The 25,642-nt window shown below is 68.4% G+C and carries 23 protein-coding genes and 1 pseudogene; 15 read left to right on the top strand and 9 right to left on the bottom strand.

All coding sequences use genetic code 11. The annotated features are described in order from the left end of the window. Nucleotides 1-6: 6 nt before the first annotated feature. The 6 genes and pseudogenes from FHR73_RS22700 to FHR73_RS04745 form a co-directional block, all read right to left on the bottom strand. A complete protein-coding gene (locus FHR73_RS22700; protein ID WP_409258663.1) occupies nucleotides 7-798 on the bottom strand; it encodes a methyl-accepting chemotaxis protein in 792 nt (263 codons plus the stop codon). 66 nt (nucleotides 799-864) lie between these two features. After that, a pseudogene (locus tag FHR73_RS22695) lies at nucleotides 865-1,635 on the bottom strand (MCP four helix bundle domain-containing protein); the annotation flags it as partial. Nucleotides 1,636-1,774: 139 nt separating this feature from the next. Then, the gene (locus FHR73_RS04760; protein ID WP_183629800.1) at nucleotides 1,775-2,401 is read right to left on the bottom strand and encodes a response regulator transcription factor; all 627 of its coding nucleotides are present in this window, start codon (nucleotides 2,399-2,401) and stop codon (nucleotides 1,775-1,777) included. Next, nucleotides 2,398-3,456 carry a sensor histidine kinase gene (locus FHR73_RS04755; RefSeq protein WP_183629799.1) on the bottom strand — a complete coding sequence of 353 codons (1,059 nt, stop codon included), beginning with the start codon at nucleotides 3,454-3,456 and terminating at the stop codon, nucleotides 2,398-2,400. Before FHR73_RS04755 ends, FHR73_RS04760 begins: the two co-directional genes overlap by 4 nt. Nucleotides 3,457-3,482: 26 nt before the next feature. After that, nucleotides 3,483-4,790, bottom strand: coding sequence for an AAA-associated domain-containing protein (locus FHR73_RS04750; RefSeq protein WP_183629798.1), 1,308 nt, complete (start codon nucleotides 4,788-4,790; stop codon nucleotides 3,483-3,485). Between the two features lie 13 nt (nucleotides 4,791-4,803). After that, nucleotides 4,804-6,558 carry an ABC transporter permease subunit gene (locus tag FHR73_RS04745; RefSeq protein ID WP_183629797.1) on the bottom strand — a complete coding sequence of 585 codons (1,755 nt, stop codon included), beginning with the start codon at nucleotides 6,556-6,558 and terminating at the stop codon, nucleotides 4,804-4,806. A 275-nt stretch (nucleotides 6,559-6,833) separates the two neighbouring features. Here FHR73_RS04745 and FHR73_RS04740 point away from each other — a divergent pair, with 275 nt between their 5' ends. The 12 genes from FHR73_RS04740 to FHR73_RS04685 all read left to right on the top strand — a co-directional run bounded on the left by FHR73_RS04740 (nucleotide 6,834) and on the right by FHR73_RS04685 (nucleotide 18,366). Beyond that, nucleotides 6,834-7,835, top strand: a complete 1,002-nt coding sequence (locus tag FHR73_RS04740) for a substrate-binding domain-containing protein (protein ID WP_183629796.1) — start codon at nucleotides 6,834-6,836, stop codon at nucleotides 7,833-7,835. Continuing rightward, the gene (locus tag FHR73_RS04735; RefSeq protein WP_183629795.1) at nucleotides 7,832-8,845 is read left to right on the top strand and encodes an ABC transporter substrate-binding protein; all 1,014 of its coding nucleotides are present in this window, start codon (nucleotides 7,832-7,834) and stop codon (nucleotides 8,843-8,845) included. Before FHR73_RS04740 ends, FHR73_RS04735 begins: the two co-directional genes overlap by 4 nt. Nucleotide 8,846: 1 nt before the next feature. Then, nucleotides 8,847-9,704 (top strand): ABC transporter permease, encoded by an 858-nt coding sequence (locus FHR73_RS04730; RefSeq protein ID WP_183629794.1) that lies wholly within the window; start codon nucleotides 8,847-8,849, stop codon nucleotides 9,702-9,704. Further along, on the top strand, nucleotides 9,701-10,495 hold the full coding sequence (locus FHR73_RS04725) for an ABC transporter permease (protein ID WP_183629793.1): 795 nt from the start codon (nucleotides 9,701-9,703) through the stop codon (nucleotides 10,493-10,495). Before FHR73_RS04730 ends, FHR73_RS04725 begins: the two co-directional genes overlap by 4 nt. Further along, on the top strand, nucleotides 10,492-11,523 hold the full coding sequence (locus tag FHR73_RS04720; RefSeq protein WP_183629792.1) for an ABC transporter ATP-binding protein: 1,032 nt from the start codon (nucleotides 10,492-10,494) through the stop codon (nucleotides 11,521-11,523). Before FHR73_RS04725 ends, FHR73_RS04720 begins: the two co-directional genes overlap by 4 nt. A 9-nt stretch (nucleotides 11,524-11,532) precedes the next feature. Further along, nucleotides 11,533-12,360 (top strand): phosphodiesterase, encoded by an 828-nt coding sequence (locus FHR73_RS04715; RefSeq protein ID WP_183629791.1) that lies wholly within the window; start codon nucleotides 11,533-11,535, stop codon nucleotides 12,358-12,360. Nucleotides 12,361-12,538: 178 nt separating this feature from the next. Beyond that, nucleotides 12,539-13,225 carry a GntR family transcriptional regulator gene (locus FHR73_RS04710; protein WP_183629790.1) on the top strand — a complete coding sequence of 229 codons (687 nt, stop codon included), beginning with the start codon at nucleotides 12,539-12,541 and terminating at the stop codon, nucleotides 13,223-13,225. A 40-nt stretch (nucleotides 13,226-13,265) separates the two neighbouring features. Then, nucleotides 13,266-14,072, top strand: a complete 807-nt coding sequence (locus FHR73_RS04705; protein WP_183629789.1) for an ABC transporter substrate-binding protein — start codon at nucleotides 13,266-13,268, stop codon at nucleotides 14,070-14,072. Between the two features lie 12 nt (nucleotides 14,073-14,084). After that, nucleotides 14,085-14,852 (top strand): amino acid ABC transporter permease, encoded by a 768-nt coding sequence (locus FHR73_RS04700; protein ID WP_183629788.1) that lies wholly within the window; start codon nucleotides 14,085-14,087, stop codon nucleotides 14,850-14,852. Between the two features lie 2 nt (nucleotides 14,853-14,854). Continuing rightward, nucleotides 14,855-15,631 (top strand): amino acid ABC transporter ATP-binding protein, encoded by a 777-nt coding sequence (locus FHR73_RS04695; RefSeq protein ID WP_183629787.1) that lies wholly within the window; start codon nucleotides 14,855-14,857, stop codon nucleotides 15,629-15,631. 13 nt (nucleotides 15,632-15,644) lie between these two features. Beyond that, nucleotides 15,645-16,733 (top strand): polyamine ABC transporter substrate-binding protein, encoded by a 1,089-nt coding sequence (locus tag FHR73_RS04690; protein WP_183629786.1) that lies wholly within the window; start codon nucleotides 15,645-15,647, stop codon nucleotides 16,731-16,733. A 16-nt stretch (nucleotides 16,734-16,749) separates the two neighbouring features. Next, a complete protein-coding gene (locus FHR73_RS04685) occupies nucleotides 16,750-18,366 on the top strand; it encodes a gamma-glutamyltransferase family protein (protein ID WP_183629785.1) in 1,617 nt (538 codons plus the stop codon). 40 nt (nucleotides 18,367-18,406) lie between these two features. Here the strand turns inward: FHR73_RS04685 and FHR73_RS04680 are convergent, their stop codons facing one another. Together FHR73_RS04680 and FHR73_RS04675 are read right to left on the bottom strand one after the other, a co-directional pair. Continuing rightward, nucleotides 18,407-20,608: an OsmC domain/YcaO domain-containing protein gene (locus FHR73_RS04680; protein WP_183629784.1), complete on the bottom strand. Its 2,202-nt coding sequence runs from the start codon at nucleotides 20,606-20,608 to the stop codon at nucleotides 18,407-18,409. Between the two features lie 97 nt (nucleotides 20,609-20,705). Next, nucleotides 20,706-21,584, bottom strand: coding sequence for a LysR family transcriptional regulator (locus FHR73_RS04675; protein WP_183630194.1), 879 nt, complete (start codon nucleotides 21,582-21,584; stop codon nucleotides 20,706-20,708). Between the two features lie 106 nt (nucleotides 21,585-21,690). Between FHR73_RS04675 and FHR73_RS04670 the strand changes: the two genes are divergently transcribed. The 3 genes from FHR73_RS04670 to FHR73_RS04660 all read left to right on the top strand — a co-directional run bounded on the left by FHR73_RS04670 (nucleotide 21,691) and on the right by FHR73_RS04660 (nucleotide 24,228). Continuing rightward, nucleotides 21,691-22,554 (top strand): SDR family oxidoreductase, encoded by an 864-nt coding sequence (locus tag FHR73_RS04670; RefSeq protein WP_183629783.1) that lies wholly within the window; start codon nucleotides 21,691-21,693, stop codon nucleotides 22,552-22,554. A 154-nt stretch (nucleotides 22,555-22,708) separates the two neighbouring features. After that, nucleotides 22,709-23,419 carry an SOS response-associated peptidase family protein gene (locus FHR73_RS04665; protein WP_183629782.1) on the top strand — a complete coding sequence of 237 codons (711 nt, stop codon included), beginning with the start codon at nucleotides 22,709-22,711 and terminating at the stop codon, nucleotides 23,417-23,419. Nucleotides 23,420-23,616: 197 nt separating this feature from the next. Next, on the top strand, nucleotides 23,617-24,228 hold the full coding sequence (locus tag FHR73_RS04660; protein WP_260175593.1) for a histidine phosphatase family protein: 612 nt from the start codon (nucleotides 23,617-23,619) through the stop codon (nucleotides 24,226-24,228). Between the two features lie 9 nt (nucleotides 24,229-24,237). Here FHR73_RS04660 and FHR73_RS04655 read toward each other — a convergent pair whose 3' ends face one another. Next, nucleotides 24,238-25,641, bottom strand: a complete 1,404-nt coding sequence (locus FHR73_RS04655) for an LLM class flavin-dependent oxidoreductase (protein WP_183629781.1) — start codon at nucleotides 25,639-25,641, stop codon at nucleotides 24,238-24,240. Nucleotide 25,642: the final 1 nt, after the last annotated feature.

The raw sequence follows: 25,642 nt of genomic DNA, 5'->3' as shown, positions 1-25,642 counted from the left end.
TCCCCCTCACGCCAGCTTGAAGCGTCGCACCAGCGTCTGCAGTTCGCCGGCCAGTTCCGACAGCTGCTCGCTGGCGCCCACGGTTTCGCGATTGCCATCGCTGGTCTGCACCGACAGATCGCGAATGCTGATGAGATTGCGGTCCACCTCGCGAGAGACGTGGGCCTGTTCTTCGGAAGCGGTGGCGATCTGCAGGTTGCGTTCGTCGATCAGGCGCACCGCCTGGAGGATGTCGCTCAGCGCCGCGCCGGCTTCCTGGGCCACGGCATGGGTGGCCTGGGCCTGGGTGGTGCTGAGCTGCATGGAATCCAGGGCTTCGGCCGAGCCCTTCTGGATCGCCTGGATCATCTGTTCGATCTCGCGGGTCGAGGTCTGGGTGCGATGCGCCAGGGCGCGTACCTCGTCGGCGACCACGGCGAAGCCACGGCCCTGCTCGCCGGCGCGGGCGGCCTCGATGGCGGCGTTGAGCGCCAGCAGATTGGTCTGCTCGGCAATGGAGCCGATTACGCTGAGCACCTGGCTGATGTCCTGGGCCTGCCCGGCCAGGCCTTCGACCTGGACCGAGGTGGACTGCACCTGCTGGGTGAGACGCTGCATGGCGTCAAGCGCCTGGCCGACCTTGGCATTGCCATTTTCCGCCGCGGCATTGGATTCCCGTGCGGCCTGAGAGGTGGAGGACGCGTTGCGGGCCACCTCCTCCACGGCGGCGCTCATTTCGGTGACCGCGGTAGCGGCCTGGTCGATCTCGGCGTTCTGGCTCGCCAGGGCACGACTGGCCTGGTCGGTGACGGCATGCATGGTACGCGCGGTGTCGTTCAGGCGGCTGGACGAGCGGGAGATGCCGTGCAGGGTATCCTTGAGGTTGTCCTGCATCTGCGCTAGGGCGCGCATCAGGCCGGCGGCTTCGTCCTTGCCGGTCGGATCTATCCTGCCGGTCAGCTCGCCCTGGGCGATGGCGTTGGCCACCGCCAGGGAAGCGCCGATCGGCTGGGCAAGGCTGCGGGTCAGGCGCCAGGCCAGCAGCAGGGTTACCAGCACCGCCAGCAGCATGATGCCGACCACGATACTGACGCTATGGTCATAGATGCCGGTCGCCGCTTCCCCAGCCTGACGGGCGCCCTGGCTGTTGAATTCGCGCAGCCGGGTCAGTTGCTCCTGATAGCCTTCGGCGCGCTGGCGCTGCTCGCCGTTGGCCAGCTTGAGGGCCTCGGCGCGGTCGCTGGCGGCCAGGGTCACCACCCGATCCAGCCCGTCCAGATAGCCCTTCATCTGCAGCGCGGCCTGGTCGAAGTTGTTGCGTTCCTCGGGGGTGGAGATCAGGTGGTCACGGTAATAGGCCGTGCGGGCGTTCATCAGATCGCGATTCTGCTGGATCTGCCGGGTGGCGATGGCCATGGCGGCGCTGTCCTCACTGGCTAGCAGGCGGATGCTTTCCAGGCGGGTATGCAGCAGCGCGATCTGGATGTCATCGGTGGTCTGGACGCTCGCCAGCCACTCGGCCTCCATCGCCTGTTCAGTGGCGCGCAGGGCATTGAGCTGGACCAGGGCGAAGGCCCCGAGCAGCATCACGAACAGGGTGACCGCACCAAAGCAGAGGATGGCGCGCGGGGCGATGCGTAGCTGACGAAGGTTCAAGATAGGCTCCTTGGATCAGCGGAAGGCGATCCTCTAAAGCCCGTATCGACTGACTATTACCTTTCTTTAGCGCGCAAGCGATTGCCGCGACAAGAAGGCGGCGGAGTTTGTCCAGTGGCTGTACGCCTGCAGGACAAGCCTAGCCGCGCGCCGCCTCCAGCCGCTCGACCATCTTGACCAGTTCCGCCAGGGAACCGGCCTGCAGCTTGCGCATGAGGGCCGCGCGGCGCACCTTGACGGTGATCTCGCTGACCCCCAGCTGGGCGGCGATCTGCTTGTTGAGCAGGCCGGTCACCACCCGTGCCAGCACCGCACGCTCTCCCTCGTTGAGGGTATCGAGGCGGGTCTGCAGGTCCTGTAACTGGCGGCGCTGGGCATGGGCCTCCTGCGCCTTGCGCAGCGCCTGGTCGATGGCATCGAGCAGGTCCTGGTCCCGGAATGGCTTGGTGAGGAATTCCAGGGCGCCCTGCTTCATCGCCCTGACCGACATGGGGATGTCGCCATGGCCGGTGATGAAGATGATCGGCAGCGCCAGGCCGCGGCGCTGCAATTCCTGCTGCAGATCCAGGCCGTTCATGCCGGGCATGCGCACGTCCAGCACCAGGCAGCCCGGCTCGTCCAACCGGGCCCGGTCGAGAAAGTCGGCGGCCGAGGCATAGCTGCGGGTATCGAGCCCCACGGACGCCAGCAGGTCTTCCACGGCGGCGCGCACCGAGGCGTCGTCGTCCACCAGGTGGACCAGCGCGGGCTGGGTTTGCTCGGTCATGGTTGCGGATCCTTGGGCAGGCTGCAGTAGACCCCGGTGCCGCCTTCTGGCAGCGAGGTGGCCCAGATCCGTCCGCCATGGGCTTCGACGATGGAGCGACTCAGCGCCAGTCCCAGGCCCATGCCCTGCTCCTTGGTGGTGTAGAAGGCCTCGAACATCTGCTCGCGCGCCATGGGCGTCAAGCCGCGACCGCTGTCTTCCACGCCGAGGCGGATGGCACCAGCGGTGTCCTGTCCCACCTGGATGACCACCCGCCGCTGCTCGGGCGGCACCCCTTCGAGAGCGTCCAGGGCGTTGAGCAGCAGGTTGAGAATGACCTGCTGCAACTGGCTTTCGTCGGCCAGCAGCGGCGGCAGGCCCTCCTGCAGGCGAACCTCCACGGCGACCTGGCGCTGGTTCAATTCGGCGCGGACGAAATCCAGCACCTTCTCCACGGTATCGGCGACGTTGAGCCAATCCTTGGCCACCTGCGCCTGGCGCACCAGGCTGCGTACCCGGGCGATCACCGCGCTGGCGCGGTGGGCGTCGTCGATGACCCGTTGCGCCGCCTGCACGGCGCGCTCCACCTGCGGCGGCTGATTGCTCAGCCAGCGCTGGCAGGCGTTGCCACTGGCGGCGATGGCGGTGAGCGGCTGGTTCACCTCGTGGGCGATGGACGCGGCCAGTTCACCCAGCTGACTCAGGCGTCCGGCCTGGACCAGGCGCGTCCGGGCCGCATCGGCGGCGCGCTTGGCGGCCTCCAGCCGCAGCGACAGAGCGGCGACCGCGACGATGGCCAGCAGGCTGATGATGCAGTTGACCAGGCCGGCCTCCTGGTCCCCGCTGCGAGTGGCGGCATAGCTGCAGAGCACCAGCAGCGTGCAGCCCAGCGCGGTGATCGTGACCCCGCGCGCCGACAGGAAGCCGGCCGCCAGGAGCACCACCACCACCTGGAAGACGCCGATGGCGATCTCCCGGTCGGTAAAGGTGTCCAGCAGGGCAATGCCCAGTGCCAGGGCGCAGAGGCCCCCTAGCCGCAGCCAGTGGGTGGTGGTGGCGAAGGGTCGTCGATCCATGGCCAGTCTCTCGTTCGAAGGCGTGCCTAGCCCGGATTTTCCAGGCTGAACATATCGGCCGCCTGATCATAGGCGAAGAGCTCACCATAGCGCCCCCACTGGATGGCGCTGCCAAGGGTGCGGGCGGCGTCGGCTTCGTCCATGAAGTCCTCCAGTTCGTCGCGAAAGCGCCGCGCCGGCGCCGTGTGGCCCTGGCGATCGTCCAGCACCCGGCGGATGTGGGCCACCAGGGGTACGAAGTTGAGCAACTGGCGGGCGAACAGCTGCTTGCGCACGTCCACCCCCGCCTCGACATAGGCCCGCCCGGCCGGCAGCAGGCGCAGATCGCCGCCTTCGAGGACCGCCAGGCGCAGCAGTTGCAGCACCTCGGCCAGGGGAAAGAGCTCGTCCAGTGCATAGCCCAGCCCCCCGGCCAGTTCCGGCAGGTCGGCACGCCCGTCGTAGGGCGCGGCCTGGACCGCCTCCAGCAGACCGGCCAGGGCGTTGGTCGATACCGTCGGCAGCCGCATGCCCAGGCCATTGCCGGGCACCCCTGCGTCGTGTGGCGCCGGCGTGGTCTCGCCGGTCATGCGCACATAGATCTCCTCCACCAGTTCGCGAAAGGCCGGATCGTGGCGATTGCGCGGCTGTGGCAGGTCGATGCGGATCTCGCTGGCGACGCGCCCGGGATTGCTGGAGAAGATCAGCACCCGATCGCAGAGCAGCACCGCCTCGGCGATGTTGTGGGTGACCATGAGGATCGAGCGGATCGGCATGCGCCCTTCGACCCAGAGATCGAGCAGGTCGGTGCGCAGGGTCTCGGCGGTGAGCACGTCCAGCGCCGAGAAGGGTTCGTCCATCAGCAGCACGTCCGGATGCACCACCAGGGCACGGGCCAGGCCGACGCGCTGGCGCATGCCGCCGGAAAGCTCCTTGGGATAGGCGCTCTCGAAGCCGTCCAGGCCGATCAGGTCGATGGCGGCCAGGGCGCGACGACGGCGCTCGTCCAGCGGCACGTGCAGGGCTTCCAGGCCGATCTCCACGTTCTGCAGCACGGTCAGCCAGGGAAACAGCGCGAAGCTCTGGAACACCATGCTGACCCGGGCGCGCTGGCCGTCGTCCTTGGGCGGGAAATCGACGCTGCCGCCGCTGGGGGTGAGCAGGCCGGCGATGGACCTGAGCAGGGTCGACTTGCCCGAACCGGAGCGACCCAGCAGGCCGACGATCTCGTTTTCGTGCAGCGTCAGCGACACTTCGTCCAGCACGACCCGGGCCGGGCCGCCGGCGTTGCCGTACAGCTGGCGGACATTCTGCACGTCGATCAGGGGACGGGAATTCAGCGCGGTCAGATTCATGGCGTTTCTCCTCTCAGTCGAGCCGCAGACGGCGTTCGGCGTAGGCATACAGGGGCCGCCAGAGCAGCCGGTTGAAACCGAGTACGAAGATCGACATCACCACGATGCCCAGGGCGACCCGGGGGAAGTCCCCGGCGGTGGTCATCTGCGCGATGTAGGCGCCCAGGCCATGGGCCTGCAGGCGTTCGTTGCCCCAGCTCACCACCTCGGCGACGATGCTGGCGTTCCAGGAGCCGCCCGCGGCGGTCAGGGCGCCGGTGACGTAGTAGGGAAAGATCGCCGGCAGGGCCAGCTGCCGCCACCACTGCCAGCGCTTGAGGCCGAACAGCCGGGCCGCTTCGCGCAGGTCGTTGGGCAGCACGCTGGCGCCGGCGATGACGTTGAACAGGATGTACCACTGGGTGCCCAGCACCATCAGCGGCGACAGCCAGATGTCCGGATTGAGGTGGAAGCTGACGATGCCCACCACCGCCACCGGGAACAGCACGTTGGCCGGAAAGGCGGCGAGGAACTGGGCCACCGCCTGCAAGCGCTGCGACCAGCCCGGGCGCAGGCCGATCCAGACACCGATGGGCACCCAGATCAGGCTGGCGACGGCGATCAGCAGCAGCACCCGGGCCATGGTCAGCAGCCCCAGGCCGAGCACCGAGACCGCTTCCACCCAATAGACGTCGGCGGCGATGAAGCGGTACAGGGCAAAGATGCCATAGGGCAGTACCAGCAGCAGCGCGCCGTACCAGAGCACGTCCAGCCCGCGTTGCAGCCAGGCGCGGCTTTGCGGCGCCAGGTGCCAGTGCGGCCAGGCGCGGCGGATCCGCGGGGTGGCGAGCTGGGTGCAGAAACTGCCGAAGCCACCCAGCATGCGGCCCAGACGCGCGCGCCGGACCAGGTCGTAGACCCAGGAGCGCGGCACCTGCTGGCTGGCGGTCTGCTCGACGCGAAAGCGATCGGCCCAGGCCACCACCGGGCGGAAGAACAGCTGGTCGTAGACCAGGATCACCAGCCCCATGGCCAGCACTGCCCAGCCGATGGCGGCGATGTCCTGGCGGGCGATGGCCAGCGCCAGCCAGGAGCCGATGCCCGGCAGGTTGATGGTGTTGTCGCCCACGGTGATGGCTTCCGAGGCCACCACGAAGAACCAGCCGCCGGACATGGACATCATGGTGTTCCACACCAGGCCGGGGATGGCGAACGGCAGCTCGAGGCGAAAGAACCGGCGCCAGGGCGACAGCCCGAATTGACGACTCACCTGCTGCAGGTCCTCGGGCACGGTGCGCAGCGACTGGTAGAAGCCGAACGCCATGTTCCAGGCCTGGCTGGTGAAGATGGCGAAGATGGCCGCGCACTCGGCGCCCAGCTGGCGCCCCGGGAACAGGCCCAGGAAGAAGCTGACGGTAAAGGTCAGGAAGCCGAGGATGGGCACCGACTGCAGGATGTCGATGGCCGGCAGGATCAGCAGCTCCGCCTTGCGACTCTTGGCCGCCAGGGTGGCGAAGACGAAGGTGAACAGCAGCGAGGCGCCCAGGGCGATGAACATGCGCAGGGTGGTGCGCAGGGCGTACTCGGGCAGCCGTGCCAGGTCCAGGGTCATGGGATCGGCGTCGAGCACGGCCAGGGGCGCGCGCATCTCGGCGACGCCATGCCAGATCAGCGCCAGGGCGATCAGCCCGAGGGCGAGGCAAAGGGCATCGGCCCACAGGGAGGTGGGACGCTGCCGCAGCGAGCGCGGCGCCACGGCGGGGGTGTAGAGGCCAGGAAGGGTCTTCATGGCGTACCTCTTTGAAGGGGGCCTTGGGAGAGCGGCCGACCCTGCCGCGCAGGGTCTGGACACCGGGCTAATCTAGGCTCGCCACCCCGTCCCAGCCATCGAAACGAAGGACGTTTGGCTATACCAAGGTATATCCCGCCCAGGCCCGCCCGTGCCTCCCGCCCTCAGCGCCGGCGCCCGGCGCCAGAACAGAAGTTTCATCTCGCTGTCATCGTCCCGACATCTGCCGCCGGCATTGTCTGCCCCCAATGAGATCGATCTCAAACGAGGCCGGCATGACCGATCTGAAACAGGTGGCGCAACAGGCGGGGGTCTCCCGGGCCACCGCGGCACGCGCCTTCGCCACCCCCGAGCAGGTACGCGAGAGCACCCGGCAACGGGTGCTGGACGCCGCCCGCAGTCTCAATTTCCGCCCCAACCTGCTGGGTCGCCAGCTGCGCCAGCAGAGCACCCGGCTGATCGGCGTGGTGGTGCCCAGCCTGCTCAACCCGGTGTTCGCCGAGCAGTTGCACGCCATGGAGCGCACCGCCCGCAGCCAGGGGTATTCGCTGGTGATCGCCACCACCGACTACCAACCCGAGCGCGAGGCGGCGGTGGTGGAAGAACTGCTGCGCCAGCGCGTCGCCGGCCTGGTACTGACGGTGGCCGATGCCGACCGCAGCGAGGTGCTGGCGGAGCTGAGCCAGGAGCAGACGCCCTTCATCCTGGCCTATCACGAACCCCAGCGCCCCTATGCGGCGGTGGCGGTGGACAACCGCCAGGGCATGGCCATGGCCACCGAGCACCTGCTCGGCCTGGGACACCGCCGCATCGCCCTGGTCTCGGGCCCGGCCCAGCAATCGGATCGCAGCGAGCGCCGGTTCGCCGGCTATTGCCAGGCCATGGCCGCCGCCGGCCTGCCGACGCTGCCGCGCCTGGAACTGGCCAGCCATACCGACGCCGACTGGGCGGAGCTGGCGCCGCTGCTGGAGCGCCACGCCCCGACCGCCCTGCTCTGCACCAACGATCTGCTGGCCATCAGCGTCATCGCCGAACTGCAGCGCCACGGGGTGCCCGTGCCCGCCGACCTCTCGGTGGTGGGCTTCGACGGCATCGCCATGGGCGCCCGTCTCGAACCCAGCCTGTGCAGCGTCATGCAGCCCTTGCAGAGCCTGGGCGCCGTGCTCGTCACCGAATTGCTGGCGCTGATCGCCGGCAGTGCCATCCACCAGCAGTGCCTGCCCTGCCTCGTCCGTCCCGGCACCAGTGCCGGCCCCTTGAAGGAGCCCTACCGATGAAATCCCGCTTCCCCGTGCGTCGCCTCCTGGCCGGCGTGGTCCTGGCCTGCGGTCTGGCCAGCGCCCAGGCCGCCGAAACCGCCATCTGCTACAACTGCCCGCTGGAGTGGGCCGACTGGGGCGCCCAGCTCAAGGCCATCGCCGCCGATACCGGTATCGAAGTCCCGCAGGACAACAAGAATTCCGGCCAGTCGCTGGCCCAGCTGGTGGCCGAACGCGAAGCCCCGGTGGCCGACGTCGTCTACTACGGGGTGACCTTCGGCATCCAGGCCGACAAGGCCAGGGTGCTGCAGCCCTACCAGCCCAAGCACTGGGACCAGGTCCCGGCCGGCCTCAAGGACCCCAAGGGTGAATGGACCGCCATCCATTCCGGCACCCTCGGCTTCATGGTCAACACCCAGGCCCTGGGCGGCAAGCCGGTGCCACAGCGCTGGGCCGACCTGCTCAAGCCCGAGTACCGCGGCTTGGTGGGCTACCTGGACCCCTCCAGCGCCTTCGTCGGCTACGTCACCGCGGTGGCGCTCAACCAGGCCCTGGGCGGCAACCTCGACGACTTCGGCCCGGCCATGGCCTTCTTCAAGAAGCTGGCCGCCAACGATCCCATCGTGCCCAAGCAGACCGCCTATGCGCGCCTGCTCTCCGGCGAGATCCCGATCCTGGTCGACTACGACTTCAACGCCTACCGCGCCCGTTACAAGGACAACGCCCCGGTGGCCTTCGTCATCCCCCAGGAAGGCAGCCTGAGCGTGCCCTACACCATGAGCCTGGTGAAGGGCGCGCCGCATCGCGCCAATGGCGAGAAGGTGCTGGACTACGTGCTGTCGGACAAGGGCCAGGCGCTCTGGGCCCAGGCCTATCTGCGCCCGGTGCGGGACGTGCCGCTGCCGGCCGAGGTGAAGGCGCGCTTCCTGCCCGACGCCGACTATGCCCGCGCCGGCACCGTCGACTACGGCCACATGGCGGCGGTCCAGGAAGCCTTCGCCAAGCGTTACCAGGCCGAGGTGCGCTGAGATGCAGGGCCTCGCCGTTTCCCTCGGGCGCCGCCGGGTGCCGCGTCGGCTGCCCCGGCCGGTGCTCGTCGCCCTGGCACCGGCGAGCGCCTTCCTGCTGGCCTTCTGGCTGCTGCCGCTGGTGCAGCTGCTGGTGCTCGGCGCTCGCCCGGACGCCGCCGGCAGCTCCGGCTACTGGCAGGTGCTGACCAGCGCCGGCTATCTGTCCGGACTCGCCCAGACGGTGGCCCTGGCCGCCGTCACCACCCTCGCCACCCTGCTGGTGGCCGGCATCGCCGGCTGCTTCCTAGCGCGCCACGCCTTCGCCGGGCGCAGCCTGCTGGTGGCCCTGCTAACCTTTCCGCTGGCCTTTCCGGGCGTGGTGGTGGGCTTCCTGATCATCCTGCTGGGTGGCCGCCAGGGCCTGTTCGCCGGTCTCGGCCGCAGCCTCTTCGGTGAGCCCTGGGTGTTCGCCTATTCGCTGTTCGGGCTGTTTCTCGGCTATCTCTATTTCTCCATTCCGCGGGTGATCCTCACGGTGATGGCGGCCTGCGAGACCCTCGACACCAGCCTGGAAGAAGCCGCCCGCTCCCTGGGCGCCGGCCTCTTCGCCGTGGTGCGCGACGTGCTGATCCCCGGCCTGACCCCGGCGCTGCTCTCCAGCGGCGCGCTGTGCTTTGCCACAGCCATGGGCGCCTTCGGCACCGCCTTCACCCTCGGCACGCGGCTGGCGGTGACGCCCATCGCCATCTACGACACCTTCACCAACTTCGCCAACTTCGGCGTGGCCGCGGCGCTCTCGGTGGTGCTCGGCCTCGTCACCTGGCTGGTCCTGCTGCTGGCCCGGCGCCTCGGCGGCGTCCAGGGAGACCTGCGATGAATCGACCCCTGCGCTTCTGGCTGCAACTGCTGTTCACCCTGCTGGTGGCGGCCTTCCTGCTGGTGCCGGTGCTGCTCTCGGTGCTGGCCGGCCTCACCCGCAACTACTTCCAGGGCCTCGCCAGCGGCCTCACCCTCGACTGGGTGATGCAGGTCTGGCAGGCCTATGCGCCCACCGTCTGGCTGTCGCTGCAACTGGCGCTGGGCACGGCCGCCCTCGCGGTGGTGCTCGGCGTCCCGGCGGCCTATGCCCTGGTGCGCCTGGACAACCGCTTCGCCCGCGCCTTCGAGGAATTGCTGGTGTTGCCGGTGGCCATGCCCGGCTTCGCCTCGGCGCTGGCGCTGCTGCTGACCTACGGTCACCTGGGCGGCTTTCGCCGCAGCCCGGCGATCATCCTGGTGGGTCACCTGCTGTTCACCCTGCCCTTCCTAATCCGCCCGGTGATGGCCGTGCTCCGGCGCAGCCAGCTGCCGCTGCTGGAAGAGGCCGCCGCCAGCCTCGGCGCCGGTCCCTGGCGGCGCTTCTTCGGCGTGGTAGTGCCCAATGCCCGCGCCGGCATCCTCGCCGGCAGCCTCATGGTGATCACCCTGTCGCTGGGTGAATTCAACCTCACCTGGATGCTGCACACGCCGCTGACCAAGACCCTGCCGGTGGGCCTGGCCGACAGCTACGCCTCGGCGCGGCTGGAGGTGGGTTCCGCCTACACCCTGATCTTCCTCTTGCTGATCGTGCCGCTGCTGGTCGCCCTCCAGGCCCTCAGCGCCCGTCTCTCCCGTGGAGCCCTGCGATGACCCAAGGTACCGCCGTCCGCCTGCGCCACTGCGCCAAGACCTTTGCCGGAGGCCGCCAGGTGCTGCAGCCCCTGGACCTCGACATCCAGCCGGGCGAGACCCTGGTGTTCCTCGGCCCGTCCGGCTGTGGCAAGACCACCACCCTGCGCCTGATCGCCGGCCTGGAGCAGCCCGATGCCGGCGGCCAGGTGCTGTTCGACGACCGTGACGTCACCGGCCTCCCCATCGAGCGGCGCGACGTCGGCATGGTGTTCCAGAACTACGCCCTGTTTCCCAACCTGGACGTGGCCGGCAACATCGCCTACGGCCTGAAGATCCGCGGCCTGCCGCGCGCCGAGCGCGAGGCCCGGGTCGCCGAGCTGCTGGCCATGATGCAACTCGAGGCCCTGGCCGAGCGGCGCATCCAGCAGCTGTCCGGCGGCCAGCGCCAGCGCGTGGCCCTGGCCCGGGCGCTGGCGCCATGCCCCCGGGTGCTGTTGTTCGACGAACCCCTGGCGGCCCTGGACGCCCAGTTGCGCGAGCAGCTGCGGGCCGATATCGGCGCCCTGCTGCGCGAACTGGGCACCACCTCCGTCTACGTCACCCACGACCAGCAGGAAGCCCTGGCCCTGGGCGATCGTATCGTGGTGATGGGCGAAGGCCGCATCGCCCAGATCGGTACCCCGACGCAGATCTACCAGCGCCCGGCCAGTCGCTTCGTTGCCGGTTTCGTCGGCCAGCTCAACCGCTTCGAGGTGCGCGGCCAGAGCGGCGCCGAGGTGGCGGTCGCCGGCGGACGCCTGCCCTGGACCGGCGCCGCCAGCACCCTGTTCTGTCGCCCGGAACACCTGGAGCCGAGCGCGACACCCGCGCACCTCACCGGCATCCTGGTCGGGCAATTCTTCCAGGGCGCCCATTCGCGGCTGCTGGTGGAGGTGGGCACCGGCCAGCCGCTGCTGGTCGACACCGCCCAGCCCCTGCAGGCGCAACCGGGCGACCTGCTGCACCTGAACGTGCACCCCGACGCCCTCTTCACCCTCGCTTCCTAGGAGACCCCGATGCATGCGCCCTTCCTGCTGGCCCAGCTCAGCGACCTGCACATCAAGGCCGGTGGCCGGCTGTCCTACGGGGTGGTCGATACCCTCGCCGCCCTGCGCCTGGCGGTGGACTGCCTCAACGCCCTGCAACCACGCCCGGATGCCCTGGTCATCACCGGCGACCTGGTGGACTTCGGGACTCCCGAGGAATACGCCACCCTGCGCGAGGTGCTGGCCGCACTGGTCATGCCCTTCTTCGTCATCCCCGGCAATCACGACGACCGCGCCGCCCTGCGCGCCGCCTTCGCCGATCACCCCTATCTGCCGGCCCAGGGCACCCTGGACTGGCAGCAGGACTGCGGCCCGCTGCGGCTGATCGGCCTGGATACCCATATCCCGGGCGAGCACGGGGGGCGTCTCGACGCCAGGCAACTGGCCTGGCTCGACGACCAGCTCGGCCAGGCACCCGACCAGCCGACCCTGGTGCTCCTGCACCATCCGCCGTTCCCGGTTGGCATCGGCCATATGGATCGCATCGGTCTGGCCGGCGGCGCCGAGCTGGAAGCGGTGATCCGCCGCCATCCCCAGGTGGAACGGCTGCTCTGCGGTCATCTGCACCGGCTGATCCAGCGCCGCTTCGGCGGCACCCTGGCCTGCGTCTGCCCCGGCGTGTCGCACCAGGTCGACCTGGACCTGCGCGAGGCGGCGCCGTCGCGCTTCCGCCTGGAGCCGCCGGGCCTGCTGCTGCATCGCTGGGCGGACGCGGCGCTGGTGACCCACCATCTGCCGCTGGGCAACTATCCCGGGCCCTACCCGTTCTTCGCCGCCGACGGCCAGTTGCTGGACTGACGCCGCCCCGTTTCGGGTCCTGGGGTAGCAAAGCCGCGGCAACGGCGACCCAGGCTGGTGCAAAAGGTAACGCCGGCGCCGGGCCGCCCTGAGCCGCGGCCCAGCGCTGGCGGGCACTGGGCGCCCTGGCATGGCCCTTGCCTTGGCAGATTGGATACAAAAATCCAGGAAGCCAGCCATGCCGCTCTCTGCCCTGTCCCGCTCCACCGCCCTGAGCGCCGAAGAAGAGGCCTATCGCCATCTGCTGCAGGCCATCTGCGCCGGACACTATCGCAATGGCGAACGGCTGATCGCCGAGGACATCGCCACCACCCTGGGCATGAGTCGCATGCCGGTGCGCAGCGCCTTCCAGCGCCTCGCCGCCGAAGGCCTGGTGATCCTCCGGCCGCACCGCGGCGCGGTGGTCAGCGGCCTGGACCTGGAGGACATGCGCGAGGTGTTCGAGATGCGTAGCGCCCTCGAAGGCCTGGCCATCCGCCTGGCCACGCCCCATGTCGGCCCCCGCGAGATGACGCGGCTGGAACGCCTGCTGGAAGACCTGGACGACGAGCAGGAACCCGGCGCCTGGGTCGCCCAGCACCGCGCCTTCCACGAATACCTGTGCAGCCTGGCCGGCCGGCCGCGGCTGCTGCGCCAGATCAATGGCCTCTATGCCCTGATCGAGCCGCACATGCAGCTCTGGCTGCACGTCGATCGCCCCCAGTCGGCCCGCGACGAGCACGCGCCCATCCTCGCCGCCCTGCGCGCCGGCGATGCCGCCGAGGCCGAGCGGGTGTTGCGCGAGCACATCGAGGGCACGGTGCCCGACCTGCTGACCTTTATCGAACGATCGGGCGACCAGACCCGACGTGCGCCCCCGCGCTGAGCCATCCGCCCTGCCCACCCCCGTCCTTCCGGAGAAGACCATGACCCGCCACCGGCTTTCCTGCAGTCTGCTCGCCCTGACCCTCGTCGCCGGCTTCACCCAGGCCGCCCCGCAGATCCGCGAGCGCCTGGCCAAGGCGTCCAAGATCACCTATTGCGGCGCCCTCGATACCCCGCCGATCGGCTTCTTCGACGAAGCCCAGAAGCCCAAGGGCCTTACCGTCGACCTCGGCGCCGAGATCGCCAAGCGCCTCGGCGACAAGAAGGTCGACTGGCGCGTGGTGCCCTTTTCGGGCCTGATCCCGGCCCTGCTGGCCGGCCAGTGCGACCTGCTGATCGACCAGCTGTTCGACAAGCCCGAGCGCCGCCAGGTGATCGACATCGTCAACTACATGTACTCCAGCCAGGCGGTGGTGGTGCCGGCCGGCAACAAGGCGGGCATCCATACCCTGGACGACCTCGCCGGCAAGAAGGTCGCGGTGCTCAACGGCTCCACCATCCGCACCCTGCTCGACGCCCACAACGAAGAGCTGAAGAAGGCCGGCAAGGCGCCCATGAAGCTGGTGGCCTACAACAGCGACACCGACGCCTTCCAGGCCCTGCGCCTGGGCCAGACCGACGCCTATGGCACCACGGTGGAAACCGCCGCCTACTACCAGGGCGTGGCGCCCGGCCAGTTCGAGACCGGCGTGCCGGCCTTCGCCCGCATCCTCACCGGGATCGGCGTGCGCAAGGACGACAGCCAGCTCAGCGCTGCCCTCACCCAGATCCTCGCCGACATGAAGGCCGATGGCAGCTACGCCACCCTCATGGCCAAGTGGCACCTGGAAGGCGACAAGCTCGATTAAGGGACGGTCACGATGAACTTCAGCTGGGATGTGTTCTGGCAGTACCTGCTGCACCCGAGCGACGTCTACCTCTACGGCCTCGGGCTGACCTGCGTCATCGCCGTCGGCGCCATGCTGCTGGGTTGCGCGCTCGGCCTCCTGGCGGCACTGGCACGGCTGTCGCGCTACCGGGCGCTGCAATACCCGGTGCGCTTCTACGTCTGGCTGATGCGCGGCACGCCGCTGCTGGTGCAGATCGTCTTCCTCTACACGGCCCTGGCGGCCGGCGGCATCTTCCGCTTCGAGGACCTGGACCTGGGTTTCCTGGTGATCCCGGGCAACATCCAGGCGGCCATCATCGCCCTGGGTCTCAACGAAGGCGCCTACATGGCCGAGATCATCCGCGCCGGCATCGGTGCGGTGGATCGCGGCCAGTACGAGGCGGCGCGCTCCCTGGGCATGACGCCGGCCAAGCTGATGCGGCGCATCGTGCTGCCTCAGGCGCTGCGAGTGATCATTCCGCCGCTCGGCAACGAGTTCAACGTGATGCTCAAGAACACCACCCTGGTCAGCGTCATCGGGGTGCAGGAGCTGCTGCTCAGCACCCAGATGATCACCTCGGCGACCTTCCGCGTCTTCGAGCTGTACCTGGTGGTGGCCATCTACTTCCTGGTCCTGACCACCCTCTGGGGCTTCTTCCAGGCCTGGCTGGAGCGGCGCTTCGGCAAGGCCGACGGTCCCAGGCCCACCGCCACCGGCCGGCTGTTCAGCCTGCAGGGCTTCAAGCTACGGGGACGCTAGCCATGACGACCACGCAAGAATCCGTGATCCAGGCGCTGGAGGTGCACAAGGCCTTCGGCGAGCTGGAGATCCTCAAGGGCGTGTCCCTGGAGGTACGCCGCGGCGAGGTGGTGGTGCTGATTGGCGCCTCCGGCTCCGGCAAGACCACCTTCATCCGCTGCCTCAACCACCTGGAGGACATCCAGGGCGGCACCATCCGCGTCAACGGCGAGCTGATGGGCTTCCGCGAGCGTGCCGATGGATCGAGGGTCAGGGACTCCGAACGCAACATCGCCCGTCGCCGGCGCGACATCGGCATGGTGTTCCAGAGATTCAATCTGTTCCCGCACATGACGGTGCTGGAAAACATCATCGAGGCGCCCATCCAGGTGCTCGGCGTGGCGCGCGCCGCCGCCGTGGAGCAGGCCCGCGCTCTGCTCGCGCGGGTGCGGCTGTCCGACAAGGCCGATCACTATCCGGCGCAACTCTCCGGCGGCCAGCAGCAGCGCGTGGCCATCGCCCGCGCCCTGGCCATGAAGCCCCAGGCCATGCTGTTCGACGAACCCACCAGCGCCCTCGACCCGGAAACCGTCGGCGAGGTGCTGCAGGTGATGAAGGAACTGGCCGAGGACGGCATGACCATGGTGGTGGTGACCCACGAGATGGGCTTCGCCCGCGAGGTGGCCGATCGCGTGGTGGTGCTGCACCAGGGCGAACTCATCGAGGAAGGCCCGCCCGCCCAGGTGTTCGGCAACCCCACCCATCCGCGCACCCGTGAATTCCTCAGCCGCGTGCTCTAGACCGGAGACCTTCATGGCCGTTCGTCCCCTGCTGGCCGCCCTCGCCCTCTGCCTGACGCCCCTGACCCAGGCGGCCGAATCCGAGGTGCATTTCTTCAACTGGTCGGACTACATCGGTCCGGACACCCTCAAGCAATTCACCCAGGCCAGTGGCGTCCAGGTGCGCTACGACGTTTTCGACACCAACGAGATGCTCGAAGCCAAGCTCCTGTCCGGCCATTCCGGCTATGACCTGGTGGTGCCTTCCAACCAGTTTCTCACCAAGCAGATCCATGCCGGTGCCTACCAGCCGCTGGATCGCAGCCGACTGCCCAACTGGCAGCACCTGGACCCGCGCCTGCTGCAGCGCCTGGAAGCGGCCGATCCCGGCAATCGCTACGCCGTGCCCTATCTCTGGGGCACCGTGGGCATCGGCTACAACGCGGCCAAGGTCCGCGCCGCCCTGGGCGATGCCGCCCCAGTGGATTCCTGGGACCTGCTGTTCAAGCCAGAGAATTTGGCCAGGCTCAAGGACTGCGGCGTGGCGCTGCTCGATGCGCCGCAAAAGGTCTTCGCCCAGACCCTGCACTACCTGGGCCTGGACCCCAACAGCCGGAATCCCGAGGACTACCACAAGGCCTCCGCACTGCTGCAGCAACTCAAGCCGTCGGTGACCTATTTCAGCTCCAGCAAATACATCACCGACCTGGCCAACGGCGACGTCTGCGTGGCCATGGGCTATTCGGGCGATGTCATGCAGGCCCAGAGCCGCGCCAGGGAAGCGGGCAAGGCCAGCGACGTGCGTTACGTGATCCCCAGGGAAGGCGCCAACCTCTGGTTCGACATGCTGGCCATTCCCAAGGACGCCAAGAATCCCCAGGGTGCCCTGGCGCTGATCGACTACCTGCTGCGCCCCGAGGTGATCGCCCCGGTCAGCGACTACGTCGGCTACGCCAATCCCAACCGCGACGCCACCGCCCTGCTCGCTGCCAAGGTACGCGACAACCCGGGCATCTACCCAAGTGCGGCCATTGCCGAGCGCCTCTACGTCTCAGCCGATCTGCCGCCGCAGATCCAGCGACTGATGACCCGCGAGTGGACCCGTATCAAGACCGGACAATGACCTCGAAGAGCCTGCCATGCTGAATTTCTCTGTCCACGACTACCCCTACGCCTCCCAACGCCAGAGCGTCTTCGCGCGCAATGGCATGGTCGCCACCTCCCAGCCGCTGGCCGCCGAGGCCGGCATCGCCATGCTGCGCCAGGGCGGCAACGCCATCGACGCGGCCATCGCCACCGCGGCGGCCCTGACCGTGGTGGAACCCACCGGCAATGCCATCGGCGGCGACGCCTTCGCCCTGGTCTGGGTCAAGGACAAGCTGCATGGCCTGGACGCCAGCGGTCATGCCCCGGCCAGCCTGGACATCGCCACGGTCAAGGCCGCCGGCCACGAGCGGATGCCGGTGCACGGCTGGTTGCCGGTCACGGTGCCGGGCTGTCCGGCGGCCTGGGCCGAGTTGTCGCGGCGCTTCGGCAAGCTGCCTTTCGCCACCCTGTTCGGACCCGCCATCGCCCTGGCGCGCGATGGCTTCCCGGTCTCGCCGGTGGTCGCCCACCAGTGGCGCATCGCCCAGGCCGAGTACCAAGCCAGCCGGGATAAGTCGCCCGAACTGGAAGCCTGGTTCGACACCTTCCTCATCGACGGCAAGGCCCCCGTCGCCGGCCAGCTGTTTCGCAATCCGGCCCAGGCGCGCACCCTGGAAGAACTGGCGCAGACCCGCTGCGAGAGCTTCTATCGCGGCGCCCTGGCCCAGCGCCTGGCCGCGCATGCCGCGGCCAGCGGCGGCCAGTTGAGCGCGGCGGACCTGGCCGGCTACCAGCCGCGCTGGGTCGAGCCGATCAAGGTCGACTACCGGGGTTACCAGGTGTGGGAGATCCCGCCGAGCGGCCAGGGTCTGATCGCGCTCATGACCCTGAACATCCTCAAGGGTTACGACTTCGATCAGCGCGACAGCCAGCTCACCTGGCACCGCCAGCTGGAGGCCATGAAGAAGGCCTATGCCGACGGCCTGCACTACATCACCGATCCCGAGCACATGAGAGTCGCCGCCAGCGTCCTGCTGGACGACGCCTATGCCGAGCGCCGCCGCGCCGAGATCACCGACCAGGCCCAACCGCCGCTGCACGGCGATCCCCAGGCCAGCGGCACCGTCTACATCGCCACCGCCGATGGCGAGGGCAACATGGTGTCCTTCATCCAGAGCGCCTACCACGGCTTCGGCTCCGGCGTGGTGCTGCCCGACAGCGGCATCGGCCTGCAGAATCGCGGCTCGGAATTCAGCCTGGATGCCGCGCATTCCAACGCCCTGGCGCCGGGCAAGCAGACCTTCCACACCATCATCCCGGGCTTTTTGACCCGGGGCGACGTGCCCATCGGTCCCTTCGGCGTCATGGGCGGCTACATGCAACCCCAGGGGCATGTGCAGATGGTGATGAACCTGGTGGACTTCGGCCTGAATCCCCAGGCGGCCCTGGATGCGCCGCGCTGGCAGTGGCTGGGTGACATGAAGGTTGGCATCGAGCAGGCGGCCTCTCGCGCCCTGGCCAGTGGCCTGGCGCGGCGCGGCCACCAGATCGAGATCGCCCACGATTCCACCGACTTCGGTCGCGGCCAGATCATCGTCCGCGATCCGGAGACCGGCGTGCTCTGCGGCGGCACCGAGCCGCGCGCGGATTCCCATATCGCGGTCTGCTGACCGCCGGGAAGGCCCCGCCCGGGTCCGGGCGGGCTATCCGTCAGAGCGCGATGCCGGCCGCCCGGGCCCGCGCCGCGTGCAGCTTGCGATAGCTGTCGATCAGCCGCAGGTGCTTGTCGATGCCTTCCAGCTTGAGGCTGGTGGGCGTCAGGCCAGGGAAGCGCAGCTCTCCCGAGACCGAACCCAGGGCGGCGTCCAGCCGTTCGTTGCCGAACATGCGGCGGAAGTTGACCTCGAAGTCGGCGAGTTCCAGTTCGTCGTCCATCTCGACTTCCAGCACCGCATTGAGCGCCTGGTAGAACAGGCCGCGCTCCAGGGTGTTGTCGTTGAACTGCAGGAAGGTCTCCACCTCTTCCTTGGCCTCTTCGAAGTGCTGCAGCGCCAGGTGGATGAGCAGCTTGAGTTCCAGCACGGTCAGCTGGCCCCAGACGGTGTTCTCGTCGAATTCGATGCCGATCAGGGTGGCGATACGCGTGTAGTCGTCCACCTGGGTGTCGTCGAGGCGTTCGAGCAGGGATTCCAGCGCCGCATCGTCCAGGCGGTGCAAATTGAGGATGTCCTCGCGCACTGGCAGCGCCTTGTTGGTGTTGTCCCAGATCAGGTCCTCGACCGGATAGATCTCCGAATAGCCGGGCACCAGGATGCGACAGGCCGGCGCGCCCAGTTCCTCGTACACCGCCATGTAGGCCTCCAGATCCCGCTCGGCGAGGATGCCGAACAGGGTGGCGGCCTCCTGGGCGGTGGCGTCTTCGCCCTCGCTGGAAAAGTCCCAGTCGACGAACTCATGGTCGGCCCTGGCGCTGAAGAAGCGCCAGGAGACCAGGCCGCTGGAATCGATGAAGTGCTCGACGAAGTTGTTCGGCTCCATCAGCGCCTGGCTCTCGAAGGTCGGCTGCGGCAGGTCGTTGAGGCCCTCGAAGCTGCGGCCCTGCAGCAATTCGGTGAGGCTGCGCTCCAGGGCGATCTCCAGGCGCGGATGGGCGCCGAAGGAGGCGAACACCCCACCGGTGCGCGGATTCATCAGGGTCACGCACATCACCGGGAATTCACCACCCAGGGAGGCGTCCTTGACCAGCACCGGGAAGCCCTGGGCTTCCAGGCCGCGGATGCCCTCGACGATGGCGGGATAGCGGGCCAGCACCGCGTCGGGGACGTCGGGCAGCGCCAGCTCGCCTTCGAGGATCTCGCGCTTCACCGCCCGCTCGAAGATCTCCGACAGGCACTGCACCTGGGCTTCGGCCAGGGTGTTGCCGGCGCTCATGCCGTTGCTGAGGTAGAGGTTCTCGATCAGGTTCGAGGGGAAGTACACCACCTCACCGTCGGACTGGCGCACGAAGGGCAGCGCGCAGATGCCGCGCGCCACGTTGCCTGAGTTGGTGTCGTGCAGGTGCGAGGCGCGCAGTTCGCCTTCCGGGTCATAGATCTTGCGGCAGTAGCGGTCGAGGATCTCGCGGGGCAGCGCATCCTTGGGCCCCGGCTGGAACCAGCGTTCGGCGGGATGATGGACGAAGGCGGCCTGGCCGATGGCCTCGCCCCAGTACTGGTCGTTGTAGAAGAAGTTGCAGTTGAGGCGTTCGATGAATTCGCCCAGCGCCGAGGCCAGCGCCGCTTCCTTGGTCGCGCCCTTGCCATTGGTGAAGCACAGCGCCGACTGCACGTCGCGCAGGTGCAGCGACCAGACGTTGGGCACGATGTTGCGCCAGGAGGCGATCTCCACCTTCATGCCCAGCTCGGCGAGGATGCCGGAGAGCTTGGCGATCGTCTCTTCCAGCGGCCGGTCCTTGCCGGGAATGTAGGTCTGGCGGGTGCTATCGCTGGGCAGCAGCAGGGCCTGGGCATCGGCGTCGAGGCTCGCCACCGCCTCGATGATGAAGTCGGGACCGGCCTGCACCGCCTTCTTCACCGTGCAGCGATCGATGGATCTGAGGATGCCCTGGCGGTCCTTGTCGGAGAGGTCGCCGGGCAGCTCGACCTGGATCTTGAAGGTCTGCTTGTAGCGATTCTCCGGGTCGACGATGTTGCTTTGCGCCAGGCGGATGTTGTCGGTGGGGATGTCGCGGGTCTGGCAATAGAGCTTGACGAAATAGGCCGCGCAGAGCGCCGAGGACGCCAGGAAATAGTCGAAGGGCCCCGGGGCCGAGCCGTCACCCTTGTAGCGGATGGGCTGATCGGCGATCACCGAGAAGTCGTCGAACTTGGCCTCGAGCCTCAGGTTGTCGAGAAAATTGACCTTGATTTCCATGCACAGCATTCCGGTTTGGAGACAGAGTGGCCGCCATTATCCGGACAAAGGGCCGTGGGTGATACGCAGGCTGTCGTCTCGTGGCCAGCGGCCCCCGCTAGTCCAGCCGAAAGATCCCGTCCGGATAGCGCGCGCAGAGGAAATCGACGAAGGCCCTGACCTTGGGGCTCTGCAAGCGCCGCGAGGTGTGCAGCACCCAGAGTTCGGTCTCGCCGGCCAGGGTGCCCCAGCGGCTGAGCGCACCCTGCTCCAGCTGCCGTTGCACCAGCGACAGCGGCAACAGCGCCGCACCCGCCCCGGCGAGGACCGCCTCGCGGATGCTCAGCAGCGAGGTCAGCTGCACCACCGGCTGGGGCAGGAAGCGCGCGCCGTCCTCCGCCAGCATCCAGACCTCGCCGTCGCGCTGGCCGGGCATGACCACCGCCGGCAGCGGTACGGGTTCGGCGGCAGACGCGAGGGGGCGCTCAAGGCCGGGGGCTGCCACCAGCACCCTTCGATCCCGGGCGAAGCAGCGACCCACCAGGCGGCTGTCGGCCGCCGGATTGATGCGGATGGCCAGGTCGAAGTGCTCGTCCACCAGATCGGCCAGGCGATCCTCGGCCACCGCCTCGATCAGGATCTCCGGGTACTGCCGGCGAAAATCCGCACTCAGGCGTCCCAGCGCTACCTGGGAAAACAGCAGCGGCGCGGCGATGCGCAACCGCCCGCGCGGCACCGCCACCCCCTCCTGCACCGCCGCCAGCGCCTCCTGCACTTCGCGCAGCGGCCCCAGGGTCCGGGCCGCCAGGTCGGCGCCGGCCGGCGTCAGGACGAGGCTGCGTCCACCGCGCTCGATCAGGCGAACCCCTAGCGCCTCTTCCAGGTCGGCCAATCGCCGCGACAGGCTGGCCTTGGGTCGGCCACTGGCGCGACTGGCCTTGCCGATGCCGCCGTGGGTGGCGATGAGCTGGAAGTCGACGAGCAGACCGAAGTCCATGAGACTGTCTCGATTGTGGAACGGCATGTCCCTATCCTAGCGGCTATTGGCTCGAGGTGGGACGACTTAAGGTGGCGCTACCCCTCACCCACCTGGAGTTACCGACATGACCATCCTCGTCACTGGCGCCACCGGCCGCGTAGGCCGCCACCTCGTCCAGCACCTCGTGCAGTGCGAGGCCAAGGTGCGGGTGCTGACCCGCAACCCGGCCAGCGCCGATTTTCCTGCCGCGGTCGAGGTCATGCAGGGCGACCTGCTCGATCTCGCCGCCCTGCGTCGCGCCTTCGCCGGCGTTTCCACCCTCTTCCTGCTCAATGCCGTGACCGGGGACGAATTCACCCAGGCGCTCATCACCCTCAACATCGCCCGGGAAAGCGGCGTCGAGCGGGTCGTCTACCTCTCGGTCTTTGGCGCCGACAGCGCAGTCAACGTGCCGCACTTCGCGGTGAAATTCGGCGCTGAACGCATGCTCGCGACCATGGGCTTCGGCGCCACCGTCCTGCGGCCCACCTATTTCATCGACAACGAAGCCAGGCTCAAGGACGTCATCCTGCAGCACGGGATCTACCCCATGCCCCTCGGCGGCAAGGGCGTGGCCATGGTCGATACCCGGGACATCGCCGAGGTCGCCGCCCTCGAACTCATCCGTCGCGACCAGGCGCCGGGCAGGCTACCCAGTGAGACGCTCAACCTGGTCGGCCCGGACACCCTCACCGGCGCAGGCGCCGCGGCGATCTGGAGCGAACTGCTGGGCCGCCCCATCCACTACGCCGGCGACGACCCCCAGGGCTTCGAACAGAACATGGCGACCGCGCTGCCGGCCTGGATGGCCTACGAGATGAGGCTCATGGCCGAGCGCTACGTCAGCGACGGCATGCTCCCACAACCCGGCGACCGCGAGCGGCTGGTCCGGATGCTGGGGCGCCCGCTGCACGGCTATCGCGACTTCGCCCGGGCGCTGATCGGCTGAGCGCCTGCGCTCTGGCCGTCTGCACGCCCGGACCCGGTACTTTGCCCGAGCGGCAGTGTCCCATCCTTAAGGCAGCGCCCTCCTGCGGCGCGCCTCAACCACCCGGGCGCAGCCGGATACCTCGGCTGCCCGCACGCCTTGCCAGGAGTCCGCCATGTGTGGCCGCTTTGCCCAGTATCGCTATGCCCTCGACTACCTGGACGCCCTCAGCGCCGGCGTCTCGGACGTTCGCACCGGCCTGGAACCCCGCGCCCTGGGTCGCTACAACGTGGCGCCCGGCACCCGGGTTCAGCTGCTTCACCAGCAGGCCGATGGCCTGCACCTGGACCCGGTGCGCTGGGGCTACCAGCCCGCCTGGGCACGCCAGGCCAAGCGGCCGCCGGTGATCAACGCGCGCGTGGAGACGGCGGCCACTAGCCGGATGTTTCGCGGCCTCTGGCAAAGGGGCCGCGCCCTGGTCATCGCCGATGGCTGGTACGAATGGAAGAAGGATCCCGCCGATCCCAAGCTCAAGCAGCCCTACTTCATCCGGCTTAAATCCGGCGAACCGCTGTTCTTCGCCGCCATCGGCCACTTCCGCCCGGCCGACCAGGCACCCCAGGACGATGACGGCTTCGTCATCATCACGGCTGCCTCCGACGCCGGCATGGTCGACATCCACGACCGCCGCCCGCTGGTCCTGCCACCCGCCGTGGCGCGCGAATGGCTGGACCCCGAGCTGCCCCTGGAACGCGCCGCCGAGATCGGCGCGGTCGAGGGCACGCCGGTGGACGCCTTCGACTGGTACCCAGTGGGCAAGGCGGTGGGCAGCGTGAAGAACGATGGACCCGAGTTGCTGGAGCGGATCGCCGAGCCGCTGGTGTAGGCGCTGACCCATGTCCGCCTCGTCATCCGGCCGGCGGCGCAGTGGCTCCGCCCCTGCGGCCTCCTGCCCTTGGCCACCCTGACCAGCAAGGCGTCCGGAGCAAAGCCGGCGCAGCCGCGCCAACGCTGGAATGCCCAGCGCACGATACGCTGGGAAGTCGCCGTTATAATCACGGGATAGCCCTTGCCATGATCTAGTTGCAGGAGGCGATCATTTCCAAGCGTTTTTCTTCCGGCAACTACCCAGGTCCCATGAAAATCATACTGATGCGCCACGGCAAGCCGGCGCTGGAGAACTACCGTGCCGTCGCCGCGCGCGACATGGTCGACTGGATCGCGGACTATGATCGGTCCGATATAGGCACGGATGCCGCCACTCCGGAAGCGATAGCCGCGGCCAGGGACATCGGCCTGGCAGCCACCAGCACCGCACCACGCGCCCTGACTTCTCTCGCCGCACTGGGCAAGGCGCCAGCCATCGAGGACGCGACCTTTCGCGAGGCGGCCCTGCCCGTGGTGCGCGTTCCGCTGCTACGCCTGTCACCCTTCACCTGGGCCTTCGTCTTTCGTCTGCTCTGGCTTTGCGGAGTGACGAAAGACTCCGAGTCCTATGCCCAGGCGAAACGGCGGTCGAGACAGGCAGCAGACAAGCTCGCCGCCCTGGCCGGTGGCCCGGACAGCGTATTGCTGCTGGGCCACGGCGTCATGAATCGACTGATCGCCAGGCAGTTGCTACGCCAAGGCTGGGTAGCAGTCAGCAAGACCGGCGGTGGCTACTGGGGCTTTGCCGTCTATGAAAAGGCGGAATAGCGGGGCGGACTAGGCCGGCACCCGTATCGCACTCCCCTCCCGCTGCCGCGCCAGGTCGCGATAGCCGGCGGCCGGATGGCTCTCTGGCAGCCGCGGGCCGGCGCTGCCGAGCTTTTCGCGCAACGTGCCCGGCTGATAGGCGCGCTTGTAGACCCCGCGTCGCTGCAGCTCCGGAACCAGCAAGTCCACCACGTCGGCAAAGGTCTCGTGGGTCACCGCATAGGCCAGGTTGAAGCCATCGACGTCGGTCTCCTCGACCCAGCTCTGCAACTCGTCCGCTACCGTCGCCGGGCTGCCTACCAGCAGCGGTCCGAAGCCGCCGATGCCGACCCAGTCGGCCAGTTCCTGCACCGTCCATTGCTTGCCGGGATCGGCGGTGGAGAAGGCCTCCACGGCGGACTGGATGGCATTGGTGTGCAGGTGCTTGAGGACCTGGTCCGGACGGTAGGCGGCGAAGTCGATACCGGTCCAGCCGGAGATCAGCGTCAGGGCGCCTTCGTAGCTCACATAGCTCCTGTAGTCCTGCCACTTGGCCCGCGCCTGGGCATCGGTCTCGCCGACGATGACTGTCTGCAGATTGAAGATCAGCACCCGGCGCGGATCGCGACCGGCCTCGGCGGCCCGGCGGCGGATGTCGGCCACGGTTTTCTTCAGCACCGTCTTGGACGGCGCGGCGACGAAGACGCATTCGGCGTGCTCGGCGGCGAACTGCCGGCCACGGCTGCTGGCGCCGGCCTGGTAGAGCACGGGCGTGCGCTGCGGCGAAGGCTCGCAGAGGTGATAACCAGGCACCTGGAAGTGCCGGCCATGGTGGCCGATGGGATGCACCTTGGCCGGATCGGTGAAGCGGCCGGAGGCGCGGTCGCGCAGCACCGCGCCCTCTTCCCAGCTGCCTTCCAGCAGCTTGTAGACCACCTGCAGGTATTCCTCGGCGTAGTCGTAGCGCGCATCGTGGTCGGCCTGGGCGGATTGGCCGAGGTTGCGCGCGCCGCTTTCCAGGTAGGAGGTGACGATGTTCCAGCCGATGCGCCCCCGGGTCAGGTGATCCAGGGTGGAGAGCCGGCGGGCGAAGGGATAGGGATGTTCGAAGCTCAGGGAGGCGGTGAGGCCGAAACCCAGGTGACGGGTCACCGCCGCCATGGGGGTGATCAACGCCAGGGGATCGTTGACCGGCACCTGGGTGGCCTCGCGCAGGGTCGCCGCCGGGCCGCCGCCATAGACGTCGTAGAGGCCGAGCACATCGGCGATGAACAGGCCGTCGAACAGCCCGCGTTCGAGCAGTTGCGCCAGCTCCGTCCAGTATTCGAGGTCCTTGTACTCCCAGGAGCGGTCGCGCGGATGGCGCCAGAGTCCGGGCGACTGGTGGGCCACGCAATTCATGTCGAAGGCATTGAGGCGGATTTCGCGGGACATG

Origin of the sequence: Pseudomonas sp. AS2.8, assembly GCF_014190935.1 — a bacterium.
Taxonomy (GTDB): Bacteria; Pseudomonadota; Gammaproteobacteria; order Pseudomonadales; family Pseudomonadaceae; genus Chryseomonas.
Note: the sequence above shows the minus strand (reverse complement) of the source record. Positions and strands in the feature narration are given on the sequence as shown.

Coding starts and splice junctions, on each gene's coding strand:
- FHR73_RS04755 (WP_183629799.1), bottom strand. CDS start 3,456: ATGGATCGACGACCCTTCGCCACCACCACCCACTGGCTGCGGCTAGGG.
- FHR73_RS22700 (WP_409258663.1), bottom strand. CDS start 798: ATGCATGCCGTCACCGACCAGGCCAGTCGTGCCCTGGCGAGCCAGAAC.
- FHR73_RS04685 (WP_183629785.1), top strand. CDS start 16,750: ATGCTGAATTTCTCTGTCCACGACTACCCCTACGCCTCCCAACGCCAG.
- FHR73_RS04730 (WP_183629794.1), top strand. CDS start 8,847: ATGCAGGGCCTCGCCGTTTCCCTCGGGCGCCGCCGGGTGCCGCGTCGG.
- FHR73_RS04745 (WP_183629797.1), bottom strand. CDS start 6,558: ATGAAGACCCTTCCTGGCCTCTACACCCCCGCCGTGGCGCCGCGCTCG.
- FHR73_RS04665 (WP_183629782.1), top strand. CDS start 22,709: ATGTGTGGCCGCTTTGCCCAGTATCGCTATGCCCTCGACTACCTGGAC.
- FHR73_RS04690 (WP_183629786.1), top strand. CDS start 15,645: ATGGCCGTTCGTCCCCTGCTGGCCGCCCTCGCCCTCTGCCTGACGCCC.
- FHR73_RS04735 (WP_183629795.1), top strand. CDS start 7,832: ATGAAATCCCGCTTCCCCGTGCGTCGCCTCCTGGCCGGCGTGGTCCTG.
- FHR73_RS04695 (WP_183629787.1), top strand. CDS start 14,855: ATGACGACCACGCAAGAATCCGTGATCCAGGCGCTGGAGGTGCACAAG.
- FHR73_RS04705 (WP_183629789.1), top strand. CDS start 13,266: ATGACCCGCCACCGGCTTTCCTGCAGTCTGCTCGCCCTGACCCTCGTC.
- FHR73_RS04740 (WP_183629796.1), top strand. CDS start 6,834: ATGACCGATCTGAAACAGGTGGCGCAACAGGCGGGGGTCTCCCGGGCC.
- FHR73_RS04750 (WP_183629798.1), bottom strand. CDS start 4,790: ATGAATCTGACCGCGCTGAATTCCCGTCCCCTGATCGACGTGCAGAAT.
- FHR73_RS04720 (WP_183629792.1), top strand. CDS start 10,492: ATGACCCAAGGTACCGCCGTCCGCCTGCGCCACTGCGCCAAGACCTTT.
- FHR73_RS04715 (WP_183629791.1), top strand. CDS start 11,533: ATGCATGCGCCCTTCCTGCTGGCCCAGCTCAGCGACCTGCACATCAAG.
- FHR73_RS04760 (WP_183629800.1), bottom strand. CDS start 2,401: ATGACCGAGCAAACCCAGCCCGCGCTGGTCCACCTGGTGGACGACGAC.
- FHR73_RS04670 (WP_183629783.1), top strand. CDS start 21,691: ATGACCATCCTCGTCACTGGCGCCACCGGCCGCGTAGGCCGCCACCTC.
- FHR73_RS04710 (WP_183629790.1), top strand. CDS start 12,539: ATGCCGCTCTCTGCCCTGTCCCGCTCCACCGCCCTGAGCGCCGAAGAA.
- FHR73_RS04655 (WP_183629781.1), bottom strand. CDS start 25,641: ATGTCCCGCGAAATCCGCCTCAATGCCTTCGACATGAATTGCGTGGCC.
- FHR73_RS04675 (WP_183630194.1), bottom strand. CDS start 21,584: ATGGACTTCGGTCTGCTCGTCGACTTCCAGCTCATCGCCACCCACGGC.
- FHR73_RS04680 (WP_183629784.1), bottom strand. CDS start 20,608: ATGGAAATCAAGGTCAATTTTCTCGACAACCTGAGGCTCGAGGCCAAG.
- FHR73_RS04725 (WP_183629793.1), top strand. CDS start 9,701: ATGAATCGACCCCTGCGCTTCTGGCTGCAACTGCTGTTCACCCTGCTG.
- FHR73_RS04700 (WP_183629788.1), top strand. CDS start 14,085: ATGAACTTCAGCTGGGATGTGTTCTGGCAGTACCTGCTGCACCCGAGC.